Genomic DNA, 16,957 nt, shown 5'->3' with positions numbered 1-16,957 from the left:
AATATTTCAACGGTTACGCGCCGTTAACCACAACAAACGAACGGCGTCCGATTTCGGCGCCGCGAGGCCGGTGACGCCGTTTTGCAACAGTTCGGGCGTCGTCACTTAGAGTTTCATTAAGCCGCCGGTGAGACATTCGCCCTCATGCCGACGACGATCGCCAGCACCTCTTCAGGAGGGTGGAAACGATCGGAGCGGCACTTCATGAGACCGGGGCAGGATGTTCCGGGCAACGAAAAATGCAGGGTCGGGCGTGACAATTGTGCGGAACATCGCTGGAAGGTTTGCGTCCCGCGTGGACGATGCCGCCAGGCTCTGGTTGCCGCGTCCGGCACCGACCGCGCGCGAGCTGTCCGCGATCCGGACCGTGGCCGCCTCTGCTCTCATCGCCTTTCCCGTCGCGCCGCTCGCTCTGTCCGCCGTGCTGCCGCTGTCGCTGGCCTTGCCCGTGGGCGCGGGCCTCGTCGGTGCCCTCAGCCTCGTCGGCGGTCTTGCGGCCGTCGGCCTTGCCGGTCGCCCGGCCGCGGCCGTCGCACCGGCCGCACCTTCGGTCGCACCCGCTGCGCCGACCTACGATCTCTTTGCCGGCCTCGTCACGCTGCACGATCTGCGCGGCTCGGTCACCGCGGTGCACGGACGCGATGCCGCAGGCTTTCTCGCCTGGATGCGCGATCCCGCAGGCCGCGGTTTCATCGAGCAGATCCATGTCTCCGACCGCATCGCCTTCCTGCGCGCCATCGACGCCGTCCGGCTCGGCGCTGCCGGCGAAACGGTGGAGGTCCGGCTGGAGCGCGGCTCGATGACGGAAGGCGGCGCGCAGCTCCTGCACATCCGGTGCGAGCTTGCCGGCATCGTGGAGGACGGCGTCCTCAACGGCATTCTCGTGCAGTCCCGCGACATTTCGGCCGAGGTCGCGCTCAAGGCGGACGCTGCCTCCAAGGCCGAAGCGGCCGAGAGCGCAAACGAGGCGAAGAGCCGGTTCCTCGCCGCCGTCAGCCACGAGCTGCGCACGCCGCTCAATGCCATCCTCGGCTTTTCCGATATCCTGTCCGGGGAATATTTCGGCCGGTTGGAGAACGATCGCCAGCGCGAATATGTGGCCCTGATCAACCAGTCGGGCGCCCATCTCCTCTCCGTCGTCAACACGATGCTCGACATGAGCAAGATCGAGGCCGGGCGCTACGAACTGATCGCCGAACCCTTCGTCGTCGCCGATGCCGTCTCCGCCTGCGAGGCGATGCTCGGCCTGCAGGCCGAGGCCAAGGGCGTGAAGCTGACGAGCCGCATCCTGCGCGGCGTCGGCGAGATCTATGCCGACCGCCGCGCCGTGCAGCAGATCCTCATCAACCTCGTCGGCAACGCCATCAAGTTCACCGACGCCGGCGGCATCGTCACCATCGATGCCGAGGTCTGCGGTGCCGATCTCCGGCTGACGGTCAGCGACACCGGCATCGGGATTCCGGCCGAAAAGCTCGCACATCTCGGTCAGGCCTTCATGCAGGTCGAGAACGAATATACCCGCGCCTACGAGGGCACCGGCCTCGGCCTCGCGCTCGTCAAGGGCCTCGTGGCGCTGCACGGCGGCGGCTTCGACCTTTCGAGCCGCGTGCGGGAAGGCACCGCGATCCGCATCAGCCTGCCGCTCGACGGCTCGGGCATCCGCGATGTCGACCAGGTCGACGAGACCGCCGGCGTCGCGGAGTTTCCGCCACGCCTGAAAAGCCACGACCCGCGCCCGACCGAAGCGGCCTTGACGTCCCCCTCCGTGGCGACGGCGAACCGCAGGTTCGGGTCCGAGAAAGGAGGTGCGGCAGATGGCGAAGCCTACGCGAAAACAGCCTGACAGACGCAAATCCCCCACGACCACCAAGCCGCAGCCGACGCGAGGCTCGGCACCGCGTGCAGGCGGCAAGGCAGGTGCCAGAGGCGCGACCGCGCTGAAACGCACGGGGTCTTCGCGCCCGAACATCGTGCTGCGGGCCGCCTCCGGCCTGCTGGGCCTTGCGCTGCGCAATCCCGCCATCTTCGGCGGCACCGCCGCCTTTGCCGTCGTGTTCGGCTTCGTGGCCGCCAATGCGCTCTGGTACCAGCCGGGACACCATCCGTCGCCGCTGCTGCGCACCCGGCTGCCGTTCACCCATCCCGACCCGTCGCGCGTGTCGCTGCGCGATCCGCAGGATGCGCCGGACCCGAGCAAGGTCACGACCTTCGTCATTCGCCGGGAAGGCGAGGGCGGCGAAGGTGACCCGGAGACGGCGGAAACCGAACCGGCACAGATGCCGGCCGAAGCCCTTCCGACCGGTGAGCGCACCGCAAGCGTCCCGGCCCCCGATGCGCTGGCGACGCTGCCCGGCGATCCCGTGCCGCGGGCCGATGCGGACGCCGACCTCGACGCCGCCGGCCTCGTGCGCGCCGTGCAGACCGAGCTTGCCCGGCATGGATTCTACGATGGGGAGGCCGATGGCCGCCTCGGACCGAAAACCACGGCTGCCATTCGCCGCTTCGAACAGGCCAGCGGCCGTCCGCAGACCGGCATCGTCCGTCCGAGCCTGCTTTCCGCGCTGCGGGGCACGTCATCGTCCGGTGCGCCGGGATCGGGCTTTGCCGACGTCCGGCCCGCCCCGCGTCCGACGGCCGTTGCGTTTCCGGCCGACCCCGCAGCCGGTGCAACGCCCGAGATCGACCCCATCGCCGCGGCGATCCGCGCGGCGGAAGGCGGCACGGACCGCAAGCCGAAGCCGGCCGAAGCCCGGACCGCGAAGGCGCCGAGACCCACGGAAACGGCCTCCGCCGACGTGACGGCCCCGCACGCTGGCGCCGGTGCGGGTGCCGGTGCCGAGGACAGCGCGGCCATGGTCATGGCCATCCAGCGCGGGCTCTCCAATCTGGCCTATTCCGACGTGTCGATCGACGGCGTGGTGGGCGACCAGACGCGCCTCGCCATCCGCCATTTCGAAAAGCATTACCGCCTGCCGGAGACCGGAGAGCCGAGCCCGGCGCTTCTGAAGAAAATGAAGGAAATCGGTGCGATCTGACCTCTGCCGAACCCAAAACGGCAGTCTCGGCAGGGGTTTCCCGCTGCTTTTCGATTCAGCGCGCGAGGCTCTTCGCGCGGCGGTGGAAGATCCGACATGCAACGCTCTGAGACAACAGCGATAGACGCCGTTGTCCGACCGGGCTAGAAGACACCATGCGCCTTCGCTCCGACATCTTCGTGTCCGCCATCACCCGCCGCGTCTTTGCGCGCGGCGAGATGGCGGCCGTGCTGCGCAAGGGGTCCGATGCGGCCGGTGCGATCTTCATCCGCCAGCGGGCGCGTGACGGACGGGAAACGCTGTTCGGGCCGGCGCCGCAAAGCCTCGTGACCGCCGAGGATGAAGGGCAACGGCTTTTCGAATGCCGGCTCTCGGCCGCCGATCCCGAGGCCGTGGACGCTGCGCTTGCCCGCGAGATCCGCTTTGATCCCGACTGCTGGGTGGTGGAGCTGGAAACCTCTGTTATTGCCGATCTCTTCGAAACGACGACGCCCGACGCGTGATCGCGGCGCGCCGGCCTCAGCGCGCGCCGCGGCCGAGCGAGCGGCGGTAGAAGGTGGATACGACCTCTTGTGTCTGGTTGGCAGGCGTCTGGTTGGCGGAGGCAGGGTAGCTCGACGGCTGGCGCGGATCGGTGGCGCGCTCCGGACCGAGCACGGGGGAATGGCGATGGGACCCGTCGCGCCGCGCATCGTCCGCAGCGATCCAGCCCTCGACGCGGGCGCGTGCCTCGAGAGAGTCGATGCCGTCGAGCAGGGCGTCGCAGCGGGTGCCCGCACCGCTTCGTTCGGCCAGATAGGGATAGAGCGTTGTCAGCATGCGCACCATCTCGGCGCGGTCGGTGCCGAGCGCCGACAGGGTGACGGCCAGCTGCCAGCCGGAGACATCGAGGACCAGGCGCTCGCCGAACACGGCCGAACAGTCGAGCGCGTGCGACAGGGTGGCCGCGAAGAGATTGACCTCGCCGGAGCGGGAAAAGCGCACCAGCAGGGCTTCATGGGTGGCGTCGAGCGCCAGAAGCGGTCGGCGGGCCGGGGCGGCCGGGGCTTGGCTCGGCTGGCCGACGGAGCGGGCAAGCGCCTTCAGCTCCGCCCGCCGCCGCTCCTCGCGCGCCCGTGCGGCGATGGCGGCGGTCTCGGCAGCCGTGGTCTCCAGGGGTGAGTTTTCGAGAGCCGGCATCTCGGATGCCGGGTTCTCCCCGCGCGTCGGGAATTCACGACCGGGTGCGCTGTCGCGCTTTTCGACAAGGGCGTCGACGACCCGGACGCTCAGATTGTCGCGGCGGGCAATGGCGCTGGCATGGGCCGCGCTCTGGTTGCGGATAATGTCGAGCAGGACACGTTCGTCGATCGACATGGCCCGCGTCAGGAACAGGGCGGCGATGGCGATGGGTGCGCTGCCGATCTGGAGCGCGACGGACGAGGGCACATGGGGGCTTCTGGCGAGGGCTGCGGCCGCCTGGCGGCGCGCCTCGTCGCTGGAGGCGGCAAACAGCGGCTCGAACAGCTCGCAGAACTGCCGAAGGTCTGCGGACCGCGGCTGGCGAAGCCCTTCGAAGCTCGACACGGTCGCCATCAGGACCGCGTCTTTCACACGGCCATTGCGAGGTCTTTCCAAATCACGAAATCGGTCCGCCACACGTCCACCTCATACGCAAAACACCGACGCATCCCGACCCGGGGGCAACCCTAGCCGGACGTCTCGAAAACATGCCTCTCGCCGCCGGTTCCAGCTCATGCGTCTCCTGAACATCGCGGCAGAAGGCGTTGATGTGTCTCGGATTGACGAAGGCAGATGTTGCAGCGATGGTAACGAGCGCGCCATGAGACGGAGATTATGACGACGTGGTTAACATCGGCTTAAGGGCGTGCCGGATCGGCGCAGGCACCGTGCAACCTCTGCCTGGCATCGTCGTCGCGGGTGTAAGGCGGCAAGACGGCGGCCGTCTCGAGAGGGCGCAGCCGGTGCAGAGGGGGGGCTGAAGGTCGCGTGAGAGCGGAAAGCGGCGTCACGCCGGGGGAGAGGTGCGCCTCGGGCTGACGGCTTGCCCGGAGGGGTGTCTGCGGTTCCGGCGGCGCCTTTTGCTGGCGCCGCCGTTCTCAGGTCAGGACCCGGTGTGCCCGGATCCGCATATCCGGGCCAGAGCCTTCAGAGCGTGCAACCGGGTTCGCCGGCTTCGCAGGCCCGCTGTTCGCGACGGTCGCGGCGGCGGTCCTCGTTCAGGCCGTTCGTCCCGCGATTGTCCCGATCCTGACGCTCCATGTTCTGCCGGTCGTTGTCACGGCGGTCGTTGTCACGGCGGTCGTTATCGCGACGCTGGTCGCGGTCATTGTCACGACGCTGGTCGCGGTCGTTGTCCCGACGATCGAACTGCTGGCGATCGAACTGCTGGCGATCACGGTTTCCGTCGCGGTCCCGATCGAAGCGCGGGCGATCGCGGTCGCCGTTGCGGTCGAAATCGTTGTTGTTGTCGAAGCGCTGACGCTCGCGTTCGCGCTGGAAGCGTTCCCGGTCGCGATCACGTTCGCGTTCGCGCTCGATCCGGTTGCGGTCCTGCTCGATCCGGAAGCGATCCTGCTCGACGCGGTCGCGCTCGCGTTCAACGCGATCCCGGTCCCGATCCCGATCCCGGTCGCGATCCCGGTCGAAACGGGGGCGGTCCCGATCCCGGTCCCGGTCGAAGCGATCCGGGCCGCCGCGCCAATATTCGCGGTCGCGATAGAAGTCGCGGTTGCGGTAGTTGCGATCCCAGTAGTTGCCGAGCTCGAAGGTGACGGTGGGGATGCCGAGCGGGCGATAATAGCGCGGCGCGACATAGACACGGCTTCTCTGGTACTCGGCCTGGACATAGGAGCCCGAGACCCAGCCGCGACCGCGTGCGAAGGAGACGTCGCACCAGTTGGCATCGGCAAGGCAGCCGTGAATTTCGACGGGGGCCCCGACGGGGATGATGACGACGGCCGGGTAGCGGGTGCTGGGGCCGGACCGCATGTTGACATTGGCGGTGGCAAAGCCCTCGGCAGCGCTGGCTGCGACCGGCGTCAGCAGCGTGGCGGCCAGCGCAAGGCCGGACAGGATGGATTTGACGGAATACACTTCGGGGTCCTCCAGTAGGCTTCGGCTCATGATCTGCAGGCGGGGGACGCAGATGAAGCCGGATGATGAGCAAACGAAAACGCGTCCATATGATGGCAGGGCCCGCGGCCTGCCGACATCCGGCCTCCGGCACCGCCCGACAGGCGCGGGTGCCGTGACCGGACGTGCCTGACAACCAGGCCACGCCGCGGAGACTTGCCGACACACGGGTGTGTGACGGAGCAGAAACAAGCTTCTGCCTGCCTTTGTTCCTAGGTTCGCCGGGCTGAACGGATCCTGAACGGGCAGGGAGGCGACGGGAGGCCGGCGGAACCCGCATGCTTTCCCGCCGAAACGCTGAAGGAGCGGCGCCTTAAAAAACGACCCCAAATGTCGGGTCAGGCGGTCCGTCCGGGAACAAAAGACGGCATCGGCCGTTAACGCCGCAGTTCGAACAGGAGCCCCGGACAATGATCGATAAGAAATTCGCCACTGTTTCCAGCACGGAAGCCGAAGTCGAAGCCAGCGTCGCCAAGAGCGAACTCGACAGCCAGATCTCGGATCTGCGTGCCGAAATCGCCCGCCTGACGGATTCGGTTTCCGCCATCGGCAGCGGCGCCAAGGCCGTCGTCCAGTCGGAAGCGGAAGTGCTCACCGAGCGCCTGCGCGATCGTGTTCGCGACGAGCCGGTCACCACGCTTCTGACGATCGCCGGCGTTTCCTTCGTGCTGGGTCTTCTCGCCCGCCGCTGACGCCGCCGTCCGTCACCTCAAAGACATCCGCTGCAGCCGCATCGTCCGAAAGGATGTTGCGGCTGTTTGCGACTGGAACAACGCGGTCGTTTCCGCTGAAATGACCGAATCACATGCGAATCACGGGTTCAACTAGGTAAGCGGCAGGTTTCTGTGATGTTTTCCATCGCTAGGTTTGGGGTTTCGAAAGTTAAGGCCATGTTAACTAAGCTATGGCCCAATCCACGTGCAGGACGGTGTGCCGAAAACGAGCCGCTGGCCGTGCGAAACGAACCGCAAGACATCCGGGATCATCCGGGAGAAGGAGCCACGAGAACGGCGCTCATGTCCGCCCCGCAAGGAGCGGTGAAGCGCCAGCCCGACGAGGGCAGGATGAGATCTGTTTCAAGTTCATCCGTCTCATCCAGACCATTGGAGACGAGCATGGCAGATGTTATCAGACTTCAGGACCGCCGACCTCGCGGCGGCCGCAAGGCAGGCGCGGACGGAGCACGACAGGACGCGACCATCCTGCTCTTTACCGGCATCCGCTACGAGCGCATGGACGGCACGCCGGTGACGAGCGGCCCTCTCGCCAAGGCGTCGGCCGTCAAGCCGCTGAACAGCTCGACCCAGAAGCACTGAGATACCAAGCACCGAGGCCAGAAGCGGCGAGATCAGAAGAACTGGCTCCGACGCTCCGGGATCCGATCACCGATCGTTAAGAACCGCAGCCTGTAGCGTCCTCGACGCACGCGGCGCGACGCGGACCCGACGATGCCAGGTGCGATGGCGTCCCGGTCTCAGCGCCCCGGTTTCAGTGCCCCAGGCTTAGCGCGACAATCTCAGCGCGACAGTCTCAGCGCGACAGCGGCTCGCATCCGGCCTCCGCCAGGAAGCGGCTGGCCGCGGCCTCGTAGCTGCCGAGCGGGGCGAGCGCCCGCAGCACCGCATAGCCCTCGTCATCCGGCATCTCCACCGTAATGGTCTGTCCGATCGCCTCGGCCGGCTGCTTGCGCAGTTCCACCAGCTGCAGCGGCGTGGCTGCCACGACGTCGACCCTGTTCTCGACCGACGTGGCATTGCTCATGCTGAAGATCTCGTTGGAGCCGGAATCGTAGATCGCCAGCGACCAGAACGGCACGTCGCCGGCCGCCGTGAAGCGCACCGGCCCGCCGAGCACCGAGAACCCGCACACCGCGACCCGGAGATAGGGATCGTCGTTGGACAGACCCGTCGGCCCCGGCGCCGGGGTCAGCGGAAAGAAGCTGTCCATCTCATAGAGCCCGAGAACCCGGCTATAGGCATCCTCCGCGGTGAAACGCGGCAAGGCGAGGATGATGACGATGTGCAGCAGGCCGGCCCCGATGATGCCGACAAGGAGGGCATAGAGCACGCTACGCATCGCCGCATCCCCGCGCGACAATCGACGGCATCACGAGCTCGATGGCGCCCGAGGAATTGGCCGTCGGCGCATCGAGAAGCGTCAAGACCAGGCGGAACCGGCCGACCGGCGGGGGCGGCAGGGCCTTGTCCGCAGCGGAGGCGGACGCGGTCCGTGCGGAGGGATCCTCGGCCGGCGTGATCGCCAGCCAGTTGTCCGGCTGGGCGTCCGGCGCGACATGGATGACGAAGGACGTATCGGTGGCGCGCAGCACGGTCCAGGCATTGAGGGCGACCGGCAGCGTCTGCGAGGTCGTCAGCGGCCGGTCGGACGTATCGGTGGCAAAGAGCGTCCAGAAGCGGGCCGCCGGCGTATTGCCGACGATATCGTAGCGGCAGGCACCGGCCAGCGGACGACCGTCATCGTCGGTATCGGCGGTGAACCGCATGCCTTCGGCCTTGCCGTAGAGCAGCCGCCCGGCCCGCGCCCGATGCGCCTTGGCATAGGGATCGGTGTCGGCGGTCTGGGCATTGGGATAGGCGACCCAGGGCCCGAGCTGGATGGCGCCAAACCCGGTCGATGCCTTCAGCGCGATATTGCTGACGGCGATGCCGCCGCCGAAAGCGACGCAGAGGGTGAGCGCAACGAGAATGGGCACGCGGAACATCAGGACTGGCGGCTTTCGGGCATAAGAGGTGCGGGCATAAGAGGTGCGGGCATAAGCGGTTCGGGCATAAGGGGTGCGGGTGGGGCGGTTTGCGCGGACAAGTCGCGCAGGTGGCACCGAAGCCGCGACATCGGGCTGTTGTCAACCGTCATCGTACGCTTCCGCTTCCGTGTGTGCGAAGGGCGTTCCACAGGATTTCCGGGGTAAAATCATAGCCGAGGCGCATCCAGTGCATGATATCGAACGGATGCGCGACGATGAGATCCGCGCCGCCGATCCGATACCGCAGCGCCTGAAGGGTTCTCTGGCCCGACGCGGTCGTCTCGATCACCTGCGTGTCGATGATCTCGGCATCCTTGGTCGCGAAATCGCGCAGATTGTCGGTCACGAGAAGATCGGCTTTCGCGGCGATGGCGGTCGCCAGCACGCCGGCATCCTCCGCATCCGGCATGGCGAAGCGCTCTTCTCCGCCCAGAACGAGATAAGGATCCAGCGCTTCCGGGCCGTAGTGCATGATGTCGATCATGGATCCGGAATATGCCTTGATCTTGTCGTCGGCGAACTGCAAGCGGCGCAGCACCGTTTCAAGGGTTTCGATCATATCGAGCGAGATGACCAGCTGCGCCTTGCCGCCGATGCCCCAAGTCTGGCCCCAAGTCTGGCCCCAAGTTTGGCCGGCGACCATCGATACCAAAGTCTGCGTTGCAGTGCCCCTGCGGCCACGATCATGGGCCATGATGTTGCCCACGAGAATGTTGACATCCAGGACGACGCGGACGGGACGGTTCACGGTTACGTCCGGTGTCTCGCAGCACGGGCGAGAACCGTTGCCTCCTCCATGATGTCGATCTCGCTGGATGCGTCGTCCGGTCCGCCGAACCGGTGCTCGGAGGCAAGCGCGCCCGTGGCCTTCTCGAGCCGGACCCGCGCCGCGGCGGCCATCATTTCGCGGCCGAGGCGGACGATGGTGTCCTGATCGTTCTCGGCGTTGAGCTCGAGCAGGAAATCGCGCACGCCCTTGGGAAGCCCGACGAAGACGGTGATCGCGCTGGACACCGCGTTCGAGACGGACCTGTTTTCCATCGACGCGACCCGCTTCAATTTCGAGGCCGTTCTGCCGTCGACATTTGCCGAAACCGTGGAGGACACTGCACGCTCCTATAGACATACATCGTTTCTATATAGCCGAGCGGCCATGGACCGACAACGGGCGTGGAACGCGATGCGCCGTCGGGAAGGACGACGTCTGGACATCGGCTCGGCATCAATTGCTGGCGGCGTCAGTGGGTTTGGGCGCCGCGCTTGCGACCTTTCCCGGGGCCGTGGGGTCGACCGCCAGCGGCGGCGCGGTTTCGAAGCGGGCGCCGAGCGCCTTGAGGAGGCGGGTGACGTCGCCGGAGAGCATGCGCGGGCGCACGAGCGGCGGCAGGGCGTTTTCGTCGGTCTTGGCGACGGCCGCTGGCGTGGCCGGCTTGCGGGCCGCCGGCGGCGGGGCAATGCCCGGAATCGGGCGGTGGTCGATGCCCTGTTCGGCGTAATCCATCAGCCGCTTGAAGGCCATGGCGGGCAGCGAGCCCCCGGTCATGTTGTTTGTCGAGGTGTAGTCGTCGTTTCCAAACCAGACGGCGGCGGTGTAGTCCCCGGTAAAGCCGACGAACCAGGCATCGCGATAGGACTGGGTGGTGCCGGTCTTGCCGCCGGCCACGACGCCGTTGTCGAGCGCCGCCTTGCGCGCCGTGCCGATGATCGGGATCTGCGTCAGCATGTAGTTCATCGAGGCCGTGGCCTTTTCGCTGAGGACCCGCTGGGCCGGCGGGGCATCGCGGTTGAAATCATAGAGCACGTCGCCGTCATAGTTCAGGATCTGGCTGAGACCATGGCGGCGCGCCTGCAGGCCGCCCGCGGGAAAGACGGCATAGCCGGTCGCCTGGTCCATGACGGTCAGTTCGGAGGTGCCGAGCGGGATGGTCTTGTCCGGGCGGATGGGGGTTTCCACGCCGAAAGCCTTGGCAAGCTCGACGATGCGGGGAATGCCGAGCGTCTCCTTGGCGAGCCGCACCGGCACCGTGTTGATGGAGCGGGCGATGGCGTTGAGGAGCGTGACCTTGCCGGAAAAGCTGCGGCCGTAGTTCTGCGGCGACCACCGACCCCAGGTGATCGGCGCATCGCTGATGGTCGTCTCCGGCGTCATGCCCTTTTCCATGGCGGCCGCATAGGTATAGGCCTTGAAGGACGAGCCCGGCTGGCGCAGCGCCTTGGTGGCACGGTTGAACTGGCTCTCGCCGTAGTCGCGCCCGCCGACCATGGCGCGCACGGCGCCGCCGGTCTCGATCATCACGAGCGCGCCCTGGCTGACACGGTAGCTCTCGCCATACTGGCGCAGGCTCGATTCGATCGCATCTTCCGCCGCCTGCTGCAGGCTCATGTCGATGGTGGTGCGCACGATGAGGGAGTGCTGGGCAAAGGGCGCGGCGACGCGCTGGACCTCGTCGAAGGCCCAGTCGAGGAAGAAATCGGGCGCTGTGACCTCGGCGCGATCGACGACGCTTGCCGGATGGAGACGCGCGGCGACTACCTGGCCCTCCGTCATCAGCCCGCCCTGCACGAGATTGGTCAGGACCTCGTTGGCCCGCGCGCGGGCGGCCGGCAGGTTGACGTGCGGCGCGTAGCGGGCCGGGGCCTTGAACAGGCCGGCCAGCATGGCGCTCTCCGCCAGATTGATATCCGTGATGGCCTTGCCGAAATAGAACTGCGAGGCCGCCGCCGCGCCGAAGGTGCCGCCGCCCATATAGGCGCGGTCGAGATAGAGGCGCAGGATCTCCTTCTTCGACAGGTTGCACTCCAGCCAGACGGATAGGAAGGCTTCCTTGATCTTGCGCTCGAAGGTGCGCTCGTTGGACAGGAACAGGTTCTTGGCGAGCTGCTGCGTCAGCGTCGAGCCGCCCTGCACGACGCCGCCGGCGCGGGCGTTGACGGTCATCGCGCGGGCCAAGCCGAGGAAATCGATGCCCCAATGGTCGAAGAAGCGCCGGTCCTCGGTGGCCAGCACCGCTTTCACCAGCGTATCCGGCAGCTCGTCCACGGGCACGCTGTCCTCGTGGATGATGCCGCGGTGGCCGATCTCATTGCCGTAGCGATCGAGAAAGGTGACGGCGAAATCGCTCTGCGCCAGCCAGTTGCCCTTGGTCTCCTGGAAGGCCGGAAGCGCGAGCGCCAGGAGCAGGACAGCCCCGACCGTGCCCCAGGTCATGCCTTCGCCGAGCAGTTCGAACACGACGCGCTTCCATCCGCGCATGCGGAAACGCCGGAAGAAGATGGTGACGTCCTCCCACCATTCCGCAAGGCGAAAACCGGCATGCCAGACGGTCGAATCGATGAAGGCATCGATGCGCAGCAGGATATGGCGCTTCTTCGGGCGTTCCGGCCGGGCCGCCGCGGGTTCGGCCGGGGCGGGTTCGGACGGGCCGGGTTCCGACGGGACGGGTTCGGATGGCGCGGGGAGGGATGCCGCCTGCCGCGGGGTGCCGGGCAGGGCGGATGCCGCCTCGTCCGGGGTCGCCGGGCGCGGGGTCCTCTCGGGCATGTCGTCGATCGGGCTTGTCAACGCTTCGGACCGTCCTCAATCTCGCGCGGTGTTTCGATGTCGCACAGGCTGCTGGCGAAAGCAGGCTTTTTTCGCGCGGGATGAGACTATACTGCCACGGGGCGGCATTCCCTTCCACGGGGATATGACGGAACAGCCTTAAAAATCTGGAAATGGACGCTTACCTAGTGCAGACGGACCTGACGCTGAGACGTCGGTTTCGAGCCGATGCGTCGGCAGCGACGGACTTTTCCACGACGAAAGGACGGATCCATGGGCGACGTGCCTTTCTGGAAGACCAAGACACTGGAGACGATGAACGGCGCGGAGTGGGAAAGCCTCTGCGACGGGTGCGGTCTCTGCTGCCTCAACAAGCTGGAAGACTGGGACACGGGCGAGATCGCCTGGACCTCGATCCGCTGCACGCTGCTCGACGGCGACACCTGCCGCTGCCGCGACTACCCCAATCGGCAGGCGACCGTGCCGGACTGCATCCAGCTGACGCCGCAGCAAGTGCGCGAGCTTCCCTGGCTGCCGCCCACCTGCGGCTACCGGCTCGTGCGCGACGGCGAGGACCTCTACTGGTGGCACCCGCTGGTGTCCGGCGACCCGGAGACGGTGCACATCGCCGGCATTTCGGCCCGCGGGCGCACGATCAGCGAGGACGATGTCGATATCGACGACTTCGAGGATTTCTTGGCCGACTGGCCGACGGACGGCCATCCGCGCTCGGAAACCTGATTATTTTCTCGTCATAGGAAAATAGTCCTTGACGGCGTGACGGTGTTCCGGTAGGTTTTATGTATGGTCGGAGATGTGCGGGTGCGGCGGGGCCGCGGCGCACGGCCCGGCGTTTTTTCCCCACTTCCGGCTTCCACCCTTTCTCACGACAGGACGATGCGATGATCGACGGACAGGCAGATCCGGCGCTGTTTGGCGCGTGGCCGAAGCGCTGTGTGTATGACGGGGCGCTCGCCGTCGACGCCGAGCCCACGGCTGACAAGCTCACGGCCGGCGAGATCCGGCTGTTCCTCGACCGGAAGGCGGCCGACATGCCCGCCGGCGATGCGCTCCTGGAGATGCTGAACGGCATGACGCGCGAGCTGCGCGAGCAGATGCAGATGTTCCAGATGCTGCGCCAGCAGGCCGACCGCCAGAAGATGGAGGCGGGCGAGGAGATCGACCGCAAGGTGGCCCAGGCCGATGCGAAGGCCTCTATCGAGGCGATGTCGCTGATCGTGCGGACGCTGGAGAAGATCGACAGCCTGCACCGGACGCTGGCGCAGGACCGGGAACGGCTCGATGCGGAGACCCTCGATGATGCGGGCTATCACTCTCTTCTCGTCAAGCTGGAGGCTGTCATCGAGCAGCGCGCTGTCGAGCGTTTCCGGGAGCGCGAGGCCGAACCGGCGGCGCGGACGGGAAAGCCTGCAGACGGCGCCCCTGTGGAGGAACCCGGCGCAGCCGGACGCCCGCCCGCTCTTTCTGGCGACGATGCCGTGCCCGGAGTCTGCCATGGCGAGAGACCCCTCCCGCCCTACGGATGACGCGGATCTGGCGCGCGCCGCGCAGCGCCTGCGGATCGACGCGGCGCATGCGGCGCTCTTCACGGCGATCATTTTCAGTCTCGAGGGTGGCGTGGGGCGGATCAGCGACAATTACGGGAGCACCATGGCGCGTTTGGGCGCCCTCAGCCGGGAGATCGCCAGCCGGTCTCCTGCCGGCAGCGCGGATACGGCCGACCGGCCGTGCAGCACGGCGGATCGGGGGGGATCGGCGGAGGTGACGCCCGACATGCAGGCGATGCCGGAGACGCCGCGGACGGCAGGGGTCGCATCCTGGCTGAAGAGCGTGGTCGGGGATCTCCCGCCGGTGCATCTCGCGCGCCTTGCTTCGGACTGGCGGCTGACCGGGCGGGCCGAGCAGCGGCCGCCGCCCGGCGACTGGCGGGTGTGGCTGCTGATGGGCGGCCGCGGTTCCGGCAAGACGCGAGCGGGCGCGCACTGGGTCCATGACCTGGCGACCGCGCCCGGCGCCCGGCCGGGGCTTCGGATCGCGCTGGTGGCGGAGACGCTCGGCGATGCGCGCGAGGTGATGATCGACGGCGTCTCCGGCATCTGCCGGGTGGCAACGCGGCACCGCCCGGAGTTCGAGGTCTCGCGCCGCCGGCTTGTGTGGCCGAACGGCACGATCGCCCAGATCTTCTCCTCGGAAGATCCGGAAAGCCTGCGCGGGCCGCAATTCGACTATGCCTGGTGCGACGAACTGGGAAAATGGAAGCATGCCCAGGCCACCTTCGACATGCTGCAGTTCGCGCTGCGGCTGGGGGCCGACCCGCGCATCCTGGTGACGACGACACCACGGCCGATCCCGATCCTCAAGGCGCTGGCCGCGGACCCGGCCACGGTGCTCCGCCGCATCCGCACGGCCGACAATGCCGGCAATCTGGCGCCGGGCTTCCTGAGGGCGATGGACGGCCGCTATGGCGGCACGCGGCTCGGGCGGCAGGAACTCGACGGCGAAATGATCGCCGACCGGGAGGATGCGCTCTGGAACCGGGCGGCCATCGAGGCGCTGACCCTGCGCGACGGCGGCTCGCTGCGGGAGACGGGGCCCCTTGGCCGCATCGTCGTGGCCGTCGATCCGCCGGCCGGATCGGGGCCGGACAGCTGCTGCGGCATCGTGGTTGCCGGCATCGACGGCCGCGGACGGGCCGTGGTGCTGGCCGATTGCTCGGTGGAGGGCGCAAGCCCCGCCGGATGGGCGGCGGCGGTGGTGCGCGCCTTCCGCCGCTTCGATGCCGACCGGATCGTCGCCGAAATCAACCAGGGCGGTGACATGGTCGCCGCCGTCCTGCGCGGGATCGATGCGCGCCTGCCGATCACCAATGTCCGCGCCAGCCGCGGCAAATGGCTGCGCGCCGAACCCGTCGCCGCGCTCTACGAACAGGGCCGCGTGGTCCATGCCGGCGCCTTTCCGGCGCTCGAGGACCAGATGTGCGACTTCGGCGCCGAGGGGCTCTCCTCGGGACGCTCGCCCGACCGGCTGGACGCGCTGGTCTGGGCGCTGACGGCGCTGATGCTGGACGGCGGCGGCGAGCCGCGCTTGCGGATGGTGTGACGCGGGGCGGGGCGGATGATGGTGGAACGGTTTCGCCCGTCACGGCCCCTCATCCGGCTGCCGCCACCTTCTCCCCGCCTGCGGGGAGAAGGTGCCGGCAGGCGGATGAGGGGCGGACAGGATCGCTGAGGTCAGGAAGAGGCAGGGCCAGGTGCATGTGCGGCTGCCGGATGGGACAGCGGCGCATCGGTTCAGGCGGCGCGGTTTCCGGGCGGATGATGGTGGAACGGTTATGCCGTCACGGCCCCTCATCCGGCTGCCGCCACCTTCTCCCCGCCTGCGGGGAGAAGGGACTTGGAGCGAGCGCTATCCTCCATCTCCCTTCGCCCCGCGCGCNACGGCCCCTCATCCGGCTGCCGCCACCTTCTCCCCGCCTGCGGGGAGAAGGGACTTGGAGCGAGCGCTATCCTCCATCTCCCTTCGCCCCGCGCGCGGGGAGAAGGTGCCGGCAGGCGGATGAGGGGCGGACAGGATCGGTGAGGTCAGGAAGAGGCAGGGCCAGGTGCATGTGCGGCTGCCGGGTGGGACAGCGGCGCATCGGTTCAGGCGGCGCGGTTTCCGGGCGGATGATGGTGGAACGGTTATGCCATCACGGCCCCTCATCCGGCTGCCGCCACCTTCTCCCCGCCTGCGGGGAGAAGGGACTTGGAGCGAGCGCTATCCTCCATCTCCCTTCGCCCCGCGCGCNTGACGCGGGGCGGGGCGGATGATGGTGGAACGGTTTCGCCCGTCACGGCCCCTCATCCGGCTGCCGCCACCTTCTCCCCGCCTGCGGGGAGAAGGGACTTGGAGCGAGCGCTATCCTCCATCTCCCTTCGCCCCGCGCGCGGTGAGAAGGTGCCGGCAGGCGGATGAGGGGCAATGACGGGCAAAACCGCTCCATCAACGAAAAGAGGCGCACCAAGTGCGCCTCCTTCATCATGTCCTGCAGTCGTCTTCGCCTGTCCGGCGCTACTTGGCGCTCGCCGGCTGGGGCTTGGCGGGCTGGGTCGCGGCGGTGCGGATCTGGCGCCATTCGTTCTCGAAGCGTTCGAAAAGGCTCTGGGAAATCGTCTTCACGGTCATGGTCTCTCCTTAACGCGACGGTTGAGTGCGACAAAAACGCACATTGGACACGAAGGTTCCGCGAAAATTTTCCGGAAGGCGACGTCTTAGCCGCGCGTGGACGACACCGGCGCTGCCGACGGACGGTTCTCCGGACGGATCTCGGTGCGGCGGTCGCCAACGGCGACCGAGCGCATCTGCTGCCATTCGTTTTCGATGCGGCTGAGGAGATGCGGCGGGATGGTTTCGCGAACGGTGGTCTGCGTCTTCATGGTCGAGGTCATGCCGTCTCTCCGTCCTGTTGTTTAAAATTCGACC

16 protein-coding genes are annotated in these 16,957 nt (G+C 67.4%); 8 read left to right on the top strand and 8 right to left on the bottom strand.

Annotation, left to right across the window (positions count from 1 at the left end; translation table 11 throughout):
- The first annotated feature begins 220 nt into the window (after nt 1-220).
- From ASG25_RS03515 to ASG25_RS03505, 3 genes are all read left to right on the top strand, one after another.
- A complete protein-coding gene (locus tag ASG25_RS03515; RefSeq protein WP_156379837.1) occupies nt 221-1,843 on the top strand; it encodes a HAMP domain-containing sensor histidine kinase in 1,623 nt (540 codons plus the stop codon).
- The gene (locus ASG25_RS03510) at nt 1,815-3,035 is read left to right on the top strand and encodes a peptidoglycan-binding protein (RefSeq protein ID WP_062469296.1); all 1,221 of its coding nucleotides are present in this window, start codon (nt 1,815-1,817) and stop codon (nt 3,033-3,035) included. Before ASG25_RS03515 ends, ASG25_RS03510 begins: the two co-directional genes overlap by 29 nt.
- Nucleotides 3,036-3,190: 155 nt before the next feature.
- Nucleotides 3,191-3,538, top strand: a complete 348-nt coding sequence (locus tag ASG25_RS03505) for a DUF1491 family protein (RefSeq protein WP_062469292.1) — start codon at nt 3,191-3,193, stop codon at nt 3,536-3,538.
- 16 nt (nt 3,539-3,554) lie between these two features.
- On the opposite strand, the gene ASG25_RS03500 is transcribed toward ASG25_RS03505, so the two are convergent.
- Both ASG25_RS03500 and ASG25_RS03495 read right to left on the bottom strand, forming a co-directional pair.
- Nucleotides 3,555-4,610, bottom strand: coding sequence for a DUF2336 domain-containing protein (locus tag ASG25_RS03500; RefSeq protein ID WP_156379838.1), 1,056 nt, complete (start codon nt 4,608-4,610; stop codon nt 3,555-3,557).
- 573 nt (nt 4,611-5,183) lie between these two features.
- The gene (locus ASG25_RS03495) at nt 5,184-6,161 is read right to left on the bottom strand and encodes an SH3 domain-containing protein (protein WP_082479877.1); all 978 of its coding nucleotides are present in this window, start codon (nt 6,159-6,161) and stop codon (nt 5,184-5,186) included.
- Between the two features lie 419 nt (nt 6,162-6,580).
- Between ASG25_RS03495 and ASG25_RS03490 the strand changes: the two genes are divergently transcribed.
- Together ASG25_RS03490 and ASG25_RS22570 are read left to right on the top strand one after the other, a co-directional pair.
- Nucleotides 6,581-6,862: a hypothetical protein gene (locus ASG25_RS03490; protein WP_062469287.1), complete on the top strand. Its 282-nt coding sequence runs from the start codon at nt 6,581-6,583 to the stop codon at nt 6,860-6,862.
- Nucleotides 6,863-7,285: 423 nt separating this feature from the next.
- Entirely contained in the window at nt 7,286-7,486 is a 201-nt protein-coding gene (locus ASG25_RS22570; protein WP_156379839.1) for a hypothetical protein, read from the top strand.
- Nucleotides 7,487-7,700: 214 nt separating this feature from the next.
- On the opposite strand, the gene ASG25_RS03480 is transcribed toward ASG25_RS22570, so the two are convergent.
- From ASG25_RS03480 to ASG25_RS03460, 5 genes are all read right to left on the bottom strand, one after another.
- A complete protein-coding gene (locus ASG25_RS03480; RefSeq protein WP_062469284.1) occupies nt 7,701-8,246 on the bottom strand; it encodes a hypothetical protein in 546 nt (181 codons plus the stop codon).
- Complete coding sequence (locus ASG25_RS03475) at nt 8,239-8,892, bottom strand: DUF1214 domain-containing protein (RefSeq protein WP_062469281.1); 654 nt, start codon at nt 8,890-8,892, stop codon at nt 8,239-8,241. Before ASG25_RS03475 ends, ASG25_RS03480 begins: the two co-directional genes overlap by 8 nt.
- 148 nt (nt 8,893-9,040) lie before the next feature.
- A complete protein-coding gene (locus ASG25_RS03470) occupies nt 9,041-9,682 on the bottom strand; it encodes a PIN domain-containing protein (RefSeq protein WP_062469278.1) in 642 nt (213 codons plus the stop codon).
- A gap of 2 nt (nt 9,683-9,684) precedes the next feature.
- Nucleotides 9,685-10,041, bottom strand: a complete 357-nt coding sequence (locus tag ASG25_RS03465; protein WP_062469276.1) for a hypothetical protein — start codon at nt 10,039-10,041, stop codon at nt 9,685-9,687.
- Nucleotides 10,042-10,156: 115 nt separating this feature from the next.
- Nucleotides 10,157-12,475 carry a PBP1A family penicillin-binding protein gene (locus ASG25_RS03460; RefSeq protein ID WP_082479990.1) on the bottom strand — a complete coding sequence of 773 codons (2,319 nt, stop codon included), beginning with the start codon at nt 12,473-12,475 and terminating at the stop codon, nt 10,157-10,159.
- A 273-nt stretch (nt 12,476-12,748) separates the two neighbouring features.
- On the opposite strand from ASG25_RS03460, the gene ASG25_RS03455 reads away from it, so the two are divergent.
- From ASG25_RS03455 to ASG25_RS03445, 3 genes are all read left to right on the top strand, one after another.
- Nucleotides 12,749-13,216 (top strand): YcgN family cysteine cluster protein, encoded by a 468-nt coding sequence (locus tag ASG25_RS03455; RefSeq protein WP_062469275.1) that lies wholly within the window; start codon nt 12,749-12,751, stop codon nt 13,214-13,216.
- A 161-nt stretch (nt 13,217-13,377) separates the two neighbouring features.
- Nucleotides 13,378-14,022, top strand: coding sequence for a hypothetical protein (locus ASG25_RS03450; RefSeq protein WP_062469272.1), 645 nt, complete (start codon nt 13,378-13,380; stop codon nt 14,020-14,022).
- Nucleotides 13,991-15,595, top strand: coding sequence for a terminase family protein (locus ASG25_RS03445; protein ID WP_244479303.1), 1,605 nt, complete (start codon nt 13,991-13,993; stop codon nt 15,593-15,595). The genes ASG25_RS03450 and ASG25_RS03445 overlap by 32 nt, the downstream gene beginning before the upstream one ends.
- Before the next feature lie 1,151 nt (nt 15,596-16,746).
- On the opposite strand, the gene ASG25_RS22565 is transcribed toward ASG25_RS03445, so the two are convergent.
- Nucleotides 16,747-16,923, bottom strand: a complete 177-nt coding sequence (locus ASG25_RS22565) for a hypothetical protein (RefSeq protein WP_156379840.1) — start codon at nt 16,921-16,923, stop codon at nt 16,747-16,749.
- Nucleotides 16,924-16,957 lie beyond the last annotated feature (34 nt).

The sequence above is a fragment of the Rhizobium sp. Leaf384 genome, from assembly GCF_001424065.1.
Classification (GTDB): Bacteria; Pseudomonadota; Alphaproteobacteria; order Rhizobiales; family Rhizobiaceae; genus Ferranicluibacter.
The sequence above is the reverse complement of the archived record's forward strand: the minus strand, read 5'-3'. Positions and strand labels throughout refer to the sequence as shown.